This window comes from Arcobacter sp. F155 (genome assembly GCF_004116455.1).
GTDB lineage: Bacteria > Campylobacterota > Campylobacteria > Campylobacterales > Arcobacteraceae > Halarcobacter.
In genome coordinates, this window is record NZ_PDJU01000005.1 from 1 (window position 1) to 11,432 (window position 11,432).

Annotated in this window: 13 protein-coding genes; 7 read left to right on the top strand and 6 right to left on the bottom strand. The window is 28.9% G+C overall.

Features of this window, described 5'->3' with window-relative positions; genetic code table 11:
- Both CRV03_RS06565 and CRV03_RS06570 read left to right on the top strand, forming a co-directional pair.
- Window positions 1–137: sodium ion-translocating decarboxylase subunit beta (locus tag CRV03_RS06565; protein WP_164968626.1), on the top strand; the 137-nt coding region annotated here is incomplete at its 5' end.
- A 146-nt stretch (window positions 138–283) separates the two neighbouring features.
- Window positions 284–712, top strand: a complete 429-nt coding sequence (locus CRV03_RS06570; RefSeq protein WP_129084356.1) for a CoA-binding protein — start codon at window positions 284–286, stop codon at window positions 710–712.
- Here the strand turns inward: CRV03_RS06570 and CRV03_RS06575 are convergent, their stop codons facing one another.
- Window positions 713–2,008, bottom strand: coding sequence for a HAMP domain-containing sensor histidine kinase (locus CRV03_RS06575; protein ID WP_129084357.1), 1,296 nt, complete (start codon window positions 2,006–2,008; stop codon window positions 713–715). It abuts the gene before it with no gap.
- Window positions 2,009–2,038: 30 nt separating this feature from the next.
- Complete coding sequence (gene hsrA / locus CRV03_RS06580; RefSeq protein WP_114839892.1) at window positions 2,039–2,719, bottom strand: homeostatic response regulator transcription factor HsrA; 681 nt, start codon at window positions 2,717–2,719, stop codon at window positions 2,039–2,041.
- 191 nt (window positions 2,720–2,910) lie between these two features.
- On the opposite strand from hsrA, the gene CRV03_RS06585 reads away from it, so the two are divergent.
- Both CRV03_RS06585 and fbaA read left to right on the top strand, forming a co-directional pair.
- Window positions 2,911–3,738 carry a peptidyl-prolyl cis-trans isomerase gene (locus tag CRV03_RS06585; RefSeq protein ID WP_129084358.1) on the top strand — a complete coding sequence of 276 codons (828 nt, stop codon included), beginning with the start codon at window positions 2,911–2,913 and terminating at the stop codon, window positions 3,736–3,738.
- 11 nt (window positions 3,739–3,749) lie between these two features.
- On the top strand, window positions 3,750–4,817 hold the full coding sequence (gene fbaA, locus CRV03_RS06590) for a class II fructose-bisphosphate aldolase (RefSeq protein ID WP_129084359.1): 1,068 nt from the start codon (window positions 3,750–3,752) through the stop codon (window positions 4,815–4,817).
- A 37-nt stretch (window positions 4,818–4,854) separates the two neighbouring features.
- Here fbaA and CRV03_RS06595 read toward each other — a convergent pair whose 3' ends face one another.
- The gene (locus tag CRV03_RS06595; protein ID WP_129084360.1) at window positions 4,855–5,514 is read right to left on the bottom strand and encodes a response regulator transcription factor; all 660 of its coding nucleotides are present in this window, start codon (window positions 5,512–5,514) and stop codon (window positions 4,855–4,857) included.
- Complete coding sequence (locus CRV03_RS06600; protein WP_129084361.1) at window positions 5,495–7,423, bottom strand: FIST N-terminal domain-containing protein; 1,929 nt, start codon at window positions 7,421–7,423, stop codon at window positions 5,495–5,497. The genes CRV03_RS06595 and CRV03_RS06600 overlap by 20 nt, the downstream gene beginning before the upstream one ends.
- A gap of 275 nt (window positions 7,424–7,698) precedes the next feature.
- Here CRV03_RS06600 and CRV03_RS06605 point away from each other — a divergent pair, with 275 nt between their 5' ends.
- Complete coding sequence (locus CRV03_RS06605) at window positions 7,699–9,150, top strand: aldehyde dehydrogenase family protein (RefSeq protein WP_258239034.1); 1,452 nt, start codon at window positions 7,699–7,701, stop codon at window positions 9,148–9,150.
- Window positions 9,151–9,192: 42 nt separating this feature from the next.
- On the top strand, window positions 9,193–9,561 hold the full coding sequence (locus CRV03_RS06610) for a DUF779 domain-containing protein (protein WP_129084362.1): 369 nt from the start codon (window positions 9,193–9,195) through the stop codon (window positions 9,559–9,561).
- Here the strand turns inward: CRV03_RS06610 and CRV03_RS06615 are convergent.
- A complete protein-coding gene (locus tag CRV03_RS06615) occupies window positions 9,558–9,956 on the bottom strand; it encodes a biopolymer transporter ExbD (RefSeq protein WP_129084363.1) in 399 nt (132 codons plus the stop codon). The two genes, CRV03_RS06610 and CRV03_RS06615, sit on opposite strands and share 4 nt — an antisense overlap.
- The gene (locus CRV03_RS06620) at window positions 9,953–10,432 is read right to left on the bottom strand and encodes a MotA/TolQ/ExbB proton channel family protein (RefSeq protein WP_129084364.1); all 480 of its coding nucleotides are present in this window, start codon (window positions 10,430–10,432) and stop codon (window positions 9,953–9,955) included. The genes CRV03_RS06615 and CRV03_RS06620 overlap by 4 nt, the downstream gene beginning before the upstream one ends.
- A gap of 48 nt (window positions 10,433–10,480) precedes the next feature.
- Here CRV03_RS06620 and CRV03_RS06625 point away from each other — a divergent pair, with 48 nt between their 5' ends.
- Window positions 10,481–11,353, top strand: coding sequence for a 1-aminocyclopropane-1-carboxylate deaminase/D-cysteine desulfhydrase (locus CRV03_RS06625; RefSeq protein ID WP_129084365.1), 873 nt, complete (start codon window positions 10,481–10,483; stop codon window positions 11,351–11,353).
- Window positions 11,354–11,432 lie beyond the last annotated feature (79 nt).

An 11,432-nucleotide genomic window follows, 5' to 3' on the forward strand; every position in this document is an offset into this window, starting at 1 on the left:
TGGCTGCTAGGGTTGTATCAAAAGTTGGACAAGAATATGACAAATCGAATGTATTATTAATGCATGCGATGGGTCCAAATGTTGCTGGTGTTATCGGTTCTGCCGTAGCTGCTGGTGTACTTTTATCGATTTTTTAATACAAACACTTAATAATCTAAAAGCTCAAAGTCTTCTATGGCTTTGGGCTTTTTTTATGTCTATAAATCTATTTTTTAATTCTATTTTATATTAGTTTTTTTAATATGTTTTTGGTACTATTTAAAGAAAAGTAAAAGGATATAAAATGGAGTGTGAATTCCCAACAGTTAATAGTAATACAGAAGAATTAAAAGAGATTTTTGAAAATACAAAAACTATTGCAGTAATAGGCTGTTCTCCAAATGAAGAAAAAGCAAGTAATAGAGTTGCAAACTATTTAAAGAATGCAGGTTTTAAAATGGTTCCTGTATATCCTAAAGAAGATGAAATTTTAGGAGAGAAAGTATATAGAAGTTTAAAAGAGATTCCTTTTAAAGTAGATATGGTTGATATCTTTAGAAAACCAGATGTAATTGCTCAAGTTGTTGATGAGTGTATTGAAAGAGGAGATATTGATACTGTATGGACTCAGCTAGGTTTAGTAAACAATGAAGCTGCAGCTAAAGCAAAAGAAAAAGGAATGAAAGTAGTACAAAATAAATGTACTAAGATTGAGCACAATAATATTTTTTAATTATTGTTTTTTTTGGGGTGTTTTGTTCTTTAAAACTAAAGTAGCAATACATCCTGATTTACCATCAGTTCTATTTTTTAAACTAATAGTAGCACCAAGTGCATCAGCAGCGTTTTTTGCTAAGAATAATCCAAGACCAGCTCCACTTTCTTCACCCATTCTTTTAAATGGTGCAAAAAGGTCAATAGCTTCATCAATACCACTTCCATCATCTGTAATAGAGATAGTTGTATTCTCTTTTGTCTTTTCAAGTCTTATGGCAATTGCTTTATTATCAGGAGTAAATTTAATTGCATTTTGTACAAAGTTTTGAATAATTTGGTTTAATAAAGTAGGTTGAAGTGTTACTTTATGGTGATTTACATTTGCAAAGAATGTAAGGATAATCTTCTTTTTAGAGCTTAACATTCTATAATCATTTGTTTTTCTTTGCATATATTGAACTAAATCAATCTCTTCTGGTTTTTCAAACTGTGCACCTTCTGCTCGTCCAATATCTAAAATAGAAGAAATCATTTTATTCATATCATTAATTTGTTCAACTGTTAATTTTAAAGTATCTTTGTACTTTTGAGCTTCTCTATCTTTCATTAATGTAACTTCATTTTTAAGTTTCATTACTGCTAATGGAGTCTTTAATTCATGGGCAACACCAATAAATAACTCTTTTTTAAACTTAATATTTGTTTCAATTCTTGTAGTTAAAGAGTTGATAGAATCAGCCAAAGGATGAAATTCAATAGGAAGATTAGCTTTATTAATCTGCGTTAAATAGTTTTCATCCATATTAGATAGTTTTTTTGTGATTTGAATAATTGGTCTTAAAAGTGTTTTTGAAACAGTAAAGGCATAAAGAACAACCATAATTAAACCACCAAAAGAGATTAATAAAATATTATTAAAAATCTTTGTAAGCATTTTAATTGATGAGTTAATATTTTTTACTATTTTTATGTATTGGTTTTTTTGATCATTAAATGGATATAAAATCTGCATAAAATGATTATTATTTAGTTCATATGTAGAGTAAGGAACTTCAGGTATATGTTTTAAAGTTACTAAATCTACATTGATTCCATTATGAGTAATAATATTAAAATTGTTTGAGCTTGTATCTGCGTTTTGACTAATTTTAAAAATTAGTTCAGCGTCAGAAAGAAGAGACTCTTTAAGCTCTTCATAGATAGTTGATTTCGTATAACCGTAAAAAATAAAAGATAGTATAATAATAAAAAGCGAAGTAGCAAGTATAAGTTTTTGATAAAACTGTTTATAAATGCTCTTCGCTTGTGTCATACGTTATTAACCTTTTAGGTGTGTAATTTCTTATGCTTCTTCGTCAGTATCAGGGTAACAGAATCTGTAACCTCTTCTTCTGATTGTTTCAATAGTAGAAATATTTAATGGTTTATCCATTTTTTGTCTAATTTGGTTAATTGCAACTTCAATTACGTTTGGAGTAACTAATTCTGGCTCTTCCCAGATAGCATCCAGTAATTGCTCTTTAGATACAATTTGATCTCTGTGTCTAGCAAGGTGAGTTAATACTTCAAAAGGTTTACCTTTTAATTCAATCTCTTCACCGTTGTATTCAATTTTCTCTTCATCAGGGTTAATTGAAAGGTCTTCAATTTCGATTACATTTGTTCCACCAAATCTTAATCTAGCTTCAATTCTTGCTAATAAGATATCGAAATCAAATGGTTTTTTGATATAGTCGTCAGCACCAGATTTTAAAGCTTCAATCTCAGAATCTTTGTCATCTCTTGCAGATAAAATAACAACTGCTGTTCTTGAACTTCTATTTTTTACAATTTTACACAGTTCAATACCGTCACCATCTGGTAACATCCAGTCAGTTAATACTAAATCATAATTTCTAATATCAATGAAGTACTCTGCATCTTTATAATTTTCTGCTGCATCTACTTGGTATCCAAAGTCTGTAAGACCTTCTTGCAGAGTTCTATTTAATGTAATTTCATCTTCAATAATTAATATTCTCATATAGATTTTCCTTAGTACGTTTGTAACTTAAATTTAAGTTAAGTTTAAATTTTGGCGTATTATATCATAAATATAGTAAAAATTAAAGGTTTTTTAAGGAAAATTTTGAAATTTATAAATAAGGTGCTAATTAACTTCATGTTAATATAATGTAGATAAAATATTCAAAACTAAAGTTATTAAGGAAAATAATGATTAAAATTACAAGTAAAAAATTAGTGACAAGCCTTATTGCAACAATAACATTAGCAACTAGTAGTGTAAGTGCTTCTGATGTTTTAGCAACAGTAAATGGTGATAAAATTACTAAGCAAGATGTAGCAATTTTATTAGGAAACCCAAATATTGATTTTAATTCTTTACCAAAAAAGAACAAAAATCAAATTTTAGACCAAATTATCAATAACAAACTTCTAACAGACAAAGCTGTAAGTAGTGGAGTTCAAAAAGATAAAGAGTATAAAGAGAGTTTAGAAAAATTAAAAAGAGATTTAGCTCTTAGAGTTTGGCTAAAAAAAGAGTCTGAAAATGTAAAAGTATCTGAAAAAGATATGAAAGATTACTACAATAAAAACAAGGCTCAATTTAAAGTACCAGCTACTTTAGAAGCTAGACATATTTTAACAAAAACAGAAAATGAAGCAAAAGATTTAATTAAAGCATTAGATAAATCTTCAAATAAAAAAGAAAAGTTTGTTGAATTAGCAAAAACAAAATCAGTTGGTCCAAGTGGTCCACAAGGTGGATATTTAGGTAAGTTCCCAGAAACTAAAATGGTTCCTGAATTCTCTAAAGCAGCAAAAGCTTTAAAGGTTGGAAGCTACTCTAAAAGCCCAGTTAAAACTCAATTTGGGTATCATGTGATTTATTTAGAAGACAAACAAGCTGAGAAACCTCTTGAGTTTGATAAAATCAAAAACAGAATTAAGCAAGTTTTATTACAAGAGAAATTTAAAAACTTCCTTGAGTCTGAAGCTAACAAGTTAAGAGACAAAGCAAAAATAGTTATAAAATTATAAGGAGAAAATTAGTGGCTGTATTAGATGTTGTTAAACCTGGTGTATTAAGTGGAAGTGAGGCAAAAAAACTTTTTGCCTATGCAAAGGAAAATAAATTTGCTATTCCTGCTGTAAATGTAGTAGGAACGGATTCTGTAAATGCGGTATTAGAAGCTGCAGCAAAAGTTAATTCACCAGTAATTATACAATTTTCAAATGGTGGAGCACAATATTTTGCAGGGAAAGGTCTTAAAACTGCTGACGCAGCAGTTTTAGGAGGAGTAAGTGGAGCTATTCATGTTCATACAATGGCAGAAGCTTATGGTATCCCTGTTATTTTACATACTGACCACGCTGCAAGAAAACTTTTACCATGGATTGATGGTTTACTTGAAGCTGGTAAAAAACACTTTGAAAAAACTGGTAAACCTTTATATACTTCTCATATGTTAGACCTTTCAGAAGAGTCTTTAGAAGATAATATTGGAACATGTGTTGAGTACTTCAAAACAATGAATGAACTTGATATGATGATTGAGATTGAGCTTGGAATTACTGGTGGGGAAGAAGATGGTGTAGACAACACAGATGTTGACAATGCATTACTTTATACTCAACCAGAAGAAGTATGTTATGCATATGAAGAGTTATCAAAAGTTTCTGAAAACTTCACAATTGCGGCATCATTCGGTAACGTTCATGGTGTTTATAAACCAGGGAATGTTGTATTAAGCCCAAAAATCTTAGAAAATTCTCAAAAATTTATTGAAGAAAAACACAGTACAGCTACTAAACCAGTTGACTTTGTTTTCCATGGTGGTTCAGGTTCTGAGCTTCATGAAATTAGAGAAGCTATTGAGTATGGTGTTATTAAAATGAATATTGATACTGATACACAATGGTCATTCTGGGATGGTGTAAGAGCTTACGAAGCTAAAAACCATGACTATTTACAAGGTCAAATTGGTAACCCTGATGGTGAAGATAAGCCAAATAAGTCTTACTATGACCCAAGAAAATGGTTAAGAGCAGGACAAGAGTCTATGATTTCTAGACTTGAAACAGCTTACTCTGACCTTTGTTCTATTAACAAAAACTAGTCTTTATAGAGTGATAGCCTAAAAGTAGGCTATCATTTTATTGTGGTATTTTTATCATATAACCACTACCTCTGATATTTATAATAAAATCCTCTTTTAAAACTTTTTTCACTCTATTTATTTCAGACCTAATTGTTGAAATATCAACTTCATCTCCAGCATATGCATACTCTTTAAACATATCATAATCAACTATCAGACTTCTATTTTTTGCTAATACTTCAATAATTTTTATTTGTCTTCTTGGTAAAATGTGTGGTTCATTGTTAAAGTATAAAGTTAAATTCTCACAATCAAAACTATATGATTTTGACAATCTTTTATGTTGAGTAGGTGTGATTTGATTTTTTAGTAATCTATTTATTCTAATAGTTAATTCTTTTAGGTGAAAAGGTTTTTTTAGATAATCATAACAGCCAATATCAAAAGCCCTTGAAATATCTTCTATATCAATAAGTGCAGAAATATAAATCGTAGGAATATCTCTTTTTTGATTATGAAGAGTTTCTAAAATAGTAAAGCCATTAATATCAGGAACATTAATATCCAATATTAATAAATCAAACTCTTGGTCTTCTAACAGCTTTAAACACTCATTTCCTGTGCTTGTACTTTTTATTAAGTGTCCTGTTGATGTTAAATATTCATCTATCATCTCATTAAGCATAAAATCATCTTCAAGTAGAAGTATTTTCATTTTTTGTATCCTTAAAAGTATAGATAAAAGATGCAAAATCTTTATTAGATTCAAGCTCAATTTTTACATCTTCTTCTTCACAAATTCTTTTTACTAAGTTTAATCCTAATCCAAAGCCATTTTGAGTGGTTTGTTCTCTATAATATTCTTCAAATATCTTTCTTTTATCTAGTATCTGTTTTGAGATACTAGTTATTTTTAAAACTGTTTTAGAATCAATTTTTTCTATTGAAATATCAATCTTATTTTTAGGTAAAGTATATTTAATTGCATTTGTTAAATTATTGTCAACTATTCTTTGAAGTTTTGTTTCATCAAAGAAAACATAAATCTCTTTTAAAGAAGTTTGAAAGTTAAAATCAAGTTTTGCTTTTCTTGCAATAAGAGAAAAAAACTCAATTCTACTTCTTAGAAAATCTACAAGATTTATTTGATGTTTTACTCTATGCACATGGTCTTTTTTTATTAAATAGCTTAAGTCATCATAGATATTATAAAGGGTTTTCATTGCTATTTCTATATTTGAAATATATTTATTTTTACCATGTTCCATCTTGTACATATCAATATTTCCCATGATAACAGATAAAGGAGTATTTGTTTCATGTACTGAGTGTTTTAAAAACTGTTTTTGTAAGTTTAAAAGTTGTTCTGAGTATAAAGTTTTCTCTTCAAGTTTTTTTGATTGCTCATTATAATCTTTTGTTGATTGTTGAATTAAGTGGGTTAATGCTTGTAAACTTCTTGCATGTTCACTTATTTGATTCTCTTCTTTAGGAGGGAAGGTTTTTGTTTTAACTGAGTCTTCTTTTTCACTTAAAGCTACAACTGTAAGTGTTTGATTTAAAAACTGATTTGAGTTTTTCTCTTTATTGTGATAAAACTCTCCATAGGTAAAAAAACCAGAAGTTGGGGCAATTTTTGAAAAAGGTTCAATCTCTAAATCAATAATATTGGGCATATATCTTCGTCTAGCCATACAAGAATAGATAAAAAAGCTTTGGGTATTATTTATATTATCTGTTTTAAATAATGACTTAAGTGGGTTGTTCATAATAAGCTCTATATTTCCAAACCCAAGTTTTACTTTATCACCTTTTAAAAGATTTCCTGCAAAACTCAAACTTCCATCATCATGTTTTTTTATTACAGCTCTTGCTAATGAAACACCATTTCTTTTCACTATTAATGGAAACTCAATTCCTGTTGCAGGCAAAGATTTTGCAACATATTCTCCTAGGTATTTTTCATAAAAATCTAAAGATTTAAGTCCTGATATTTTATAAACACGGTTATCTTTTACTTCATCTATTCTATGGGAAATCCCTATAGCAGACCAATTGAAGTTAAAAGCTGTTTTTACATCTAAGTTTTTAGAGTTAAGGGAAACTGCAACTGCTCCACTTGTATAGATTTGATTGTTTATTGCAATAAATGTTTGAGTAAAACTAGCATTATCTGCTGCCATTCCTCCACAAATAGGAACTTTATTATTAACTGTTTCAATACCTTTTAAAAACTCTTCTCCATTTGTTTTTTCTCCATCAGTAAAACAAATAAGAAGTTTAGTCTCTTCTTTAATTAAGCTTTTCGCTATTTTTGTGCCATTTTCAAAACTTGTTTTTTCATCAAAATAAGTAGCTTCAAAAGTAGTGTTTTCAAAAGTAGATATGCTAATTACGGTGTTTAAAGTAGAAACACTGTTTTCATAAATCTCTCCATCAGTTGATGAGGCTATGCATACACTTTGGGGTAATTCTTTTTTTAAAGTATTTAAAATCTCTTGTAAGTTTTTTCTATTTTGTCCACAAAAGACTTGAATAAGTATGTTTTCTTGGGTTTTAAATTTATTATAGTTGATTGAGTTATAAAGTTGATTATTTTTAATAATAAAATTAGATGTTTTCATAAATAAAATTGTAGCATAAAAAGAAGCTTCTTTTCACAAAATTTAATAATATTTTTCTCTTTGAAAAGTGCCATTTTATGGCTACTTAATTAAATAAATTGATAATGCTATTTCTATGCTATGTTTTTGCTAAATAAGGGCTATATTTCTTTTCTAAAATTTTCCCAAAGAAAATTTAATTTTTCATAAAAACAAAAAAGGATTAAAAGATGTCAACAGAAGAAAAAGTATTAGCATTTGCAAAGCCAGAGTTTAAAGCATAATATGAAAATTTCATAGGTGGGCAGTGGATTGCTCCAAAAAGTGGAGAGTACTTTGAAAATATTTCACCTGTAGATGGAGAAGTTCTTACAAAGATTCCAAGATCAAATGAGCAAGATGTTGAAGCTGCTGTTCAAGCTGCAAAAACTGCTTTTGAAACATTTAAGCACTCAACAGTAGTTGAAAGAAGTACTATGTTAAATAAAGTTGCAGATGCTATTGAAGCAAATCTTGAGAGATTAGCAATTGCTGAAACTTTAGATAATGGAAAAACTGTTAGAGAAACTTTAGCAGCTGATATTCCTCTTGTGGTTGATCACTTTAGATATTTTGCTTCAGTTATTAGAAGTGAATCAGGAAGTGTAGCTGATTTAGATGGAACAACAGTTTCTCAAGAGATTTATGAGCCATTTGGTGTTGTTGCACAGATTATTCCTTGGAACTTCCCACTTCTAATGGCTGCTTGGAAACTTGCACCTGCTTTAGCTGCTGGAAATTGTATTGTATTAAAACCAGCAAGTGCTACACCTATGTCAATTATTTTAATGATGGAAATTATTGCTGATGTATTACCAGCTGGAACTGTAAATGTAATCAATGGAGCAGGGGGAAGAATTGGTAAATACCTTTCAACTCATCCAGATGTTAAAAAAGTTGGGTTTACAGGTGAGACTACAACTGGTCAGTTAATCATGCAATATGCAACTGAAAATATCATTCCTTCAACATTAGAGCTTGGTGGAAAATCACCAAATGTATTCTTTGAGTCAATTATGGATGCGGATGATGAGTTTTTTGATAAAGCAATTGAAGGACTAGTTTTATTCGCATTTAATAGTGGTGAAGTTTGTACTTGTCCATCAAGAGCACTTATTCAAGAATCAATTTATGAACCGTTTATGAAAAGAGTATTAGAAAGAATTGAAGCTATTACTTTAGGTGACCCATTACATCCAAATAATATGATGGGAGCACAATGTTCACAAAATCAAAAAGAGAAGATTTTAGAGTATATTAAAATTGGTAAAGAAGAAGGTGCTGAGTGTCTAATTGGTGGTGAAGCTTTAGAGAATAGTAAATATCCAAATGGTTTTTATATCAAGCCAACAGTATTTAAGGGTAACAATAAAATGAGAATCTTCCAAGAAGAGATTTTTGGGCCAGTACTTGCTGTAACTACATTTAAAGATGAGCAAGAAGCAATAGAGATTGCAAATGATACTATGTATGGACTTGGTGCTGGTGTTTGGTCTAGAGATGCACACCAGTTACACAATATGAGTAGAGCAATTCAAGCAGGTAGAGTTTGGGTGAATTGTTACCACTTATATCCTTCTCATGCATCATTTGGTGGATATAAAAAATCTGGTATCGGAAGAGAGACTCATATGATGATGTTAAACTCTTATAGACATACAAAAAATATCTTAACTTCATATAGCAAAAATGCTTTAGGATTTTTCTAAAAATAAAAAAGAGGTGAAAACCTCTTTTTATAAAGGCTTAAAATGAGTGTAAAAAGAGTTGAGGCAACACAAGAAGCAAAAGAAGTAATAGAAATGCTTAAAAAAGAGTATGGGGAGCTTGTTTTTAATCAAAGTGGTGGTTGTTGCGATGGAACTGCACCTATGTGTTATGAAAAAAGTGATTTTTATGTTCCAAGTAGAAATGTAAAGCTTGGGGAGATTTGTGGTTGTGAATTTTTTATTGATAGTGAACAGTTTGAGTATTTTAGGCACTCTCAAATTATAGTTGATGTAAAAAAGGAGCAAGGAGCTTTTGGAAACTCTTTTTCTTTGGAGATAGACCACGGCTATCAGTTTATTACAAAATCAAGAATCTTTACAGATGAAGAGTACAAAAGCTTAGAAGATTAATCCTCTTTACTTTTATTCTCTTTTGTTACTAGAGCTAAGTTATTTAAATTGTACTTTTGAAGTAAGTCAAGAACTTTTACAACTCTTTCATACTCAACTTTTTTATCTATTTTTACTATTATTGGTTTTTTCTTATTTTTAATCTCTTTTAAATTGTCTTCTAAAGACTCAAAAGATACTTCAATACCTTTTATTGCTAACTTTGTTTTATTTAGTTCAATGAAGACTTGGTCTTCATCTATTTCCACTGCTTTTGCATCAGCTTCTGGTAAATCAAGCATAAGTGCTAGTTCATCTTTTTTGAAAACAGATGTAACAATAAAAAAGATTAAAAGAATAAATACAACATCAATAACAGGTGTTAAATCTATTCCTAAAGTTTCTCTTCTTTTCATAGCTTACCAATAATCTCTTTTTTTGCTTTAAGCTCAATTGAGTCTAAAAGTGAAATAAAATGGTTATATGCTATATGGTGAGGAATAGCAACAATAAGTCCAGTAATAGTTGTAATAAGAGCAACTGAAATTCCACTTGAAAAAACAGTAGGGTCACCTAAACCTTTTTGTGTAATTGCTTCAAAGGCTTTATATACTCCATAAACAGTTCCTAAAAGACCTAAAAGAGGAGCAACAGAAGCTATGTTTTTAATATAAGTTAAACCACTTTCTAATCTTTTTACTTCATACTCTATTTGAACTTCAATAGTTTTAAAATTTTCTTCATTTACTTTTCTTTTAATTTTTTCAACCATTGCTTTTTTTCTAGGTATTGTTAAAAATTTCCAAATAATAATAGTAAAACCAATAATATTTAAAAAGATAAGTATATAAACAATAATACCACCTTTGTCAATATATTCCATAATATTCATTTATATTTCCTATTTTTCTTTTTGTGTAATTCTAGTATAATATTCTTAATGAATTATATAAACTCTCCCATAGAAAAAATTAAATTTAGAAATAGACAAATCTATTTAAAAAGAGATGACCTTTTAGATAAGCATTTTAGTGGAAATAAAGCAAGAAAATTTTACTACTATTTGATAAATGACTTAAAAAATATAGATAAAATAATTAGTTTTGGTTCAGCTCAAGCAAACTCTTTATACTCACTTTCCGTATTAGGAAAGATAAGAAATACTAATATTGACTTTTATGTAAATCATATAAGTTCATATCTAAAAGAGAATCCTCATGGAAATTATAAAGCAGCTTTAGAAAATGGTGTAAATATAATTGAAGATGAAAATTTTGATTTTGAAAAATATAAAGTAAAGAAAAATGAAATCTTAATAGAAGAGGGTGCAAGGGTAAAAGAAGCCGAGTTTGGTATAAAAATCTTAGCCCATGAAATCAACTCTTGGGCAGAAGAGAATAAAATAAAAAATTTAAAAATATTTTTGCCAAGTGGTACAGGAACAACAGCACTTTTTTTACAAAAGCATTTAGAGTTTGAAGTTTTAACAGTAGCTTGTGTTGGTGGAAGTGAATATTTAAAAAAGCAGTTTTTTCATCTTGAAAGTAATGAAAAATTTCATCCAAAAATAATAGAAATGCCAAGAAAATATCACTTTGGAAAATTGTATAAAGAGTTTTATGAAGTTTATGAAGAGCTTTTAGAAACTACAAAGATTGAGTTTGATTTACTTTATGACCCTTTAGGATTTTTAAGTATGCAAAAGTACTTAAATGAAAATGAAAACAGTGATGAAATTTTGTATATTCATCAAGGTGGAATCTTAGGAAATGAGAGTATGAAACCAAGATATGAGAGAAAATTTAACAAGTAAAAAAGAATTTAACTTGAGTCATTTATTTTTTTACTTTATTTTGGGTATAATCTTTAGATTTTATAAAAAGTAAATGTTT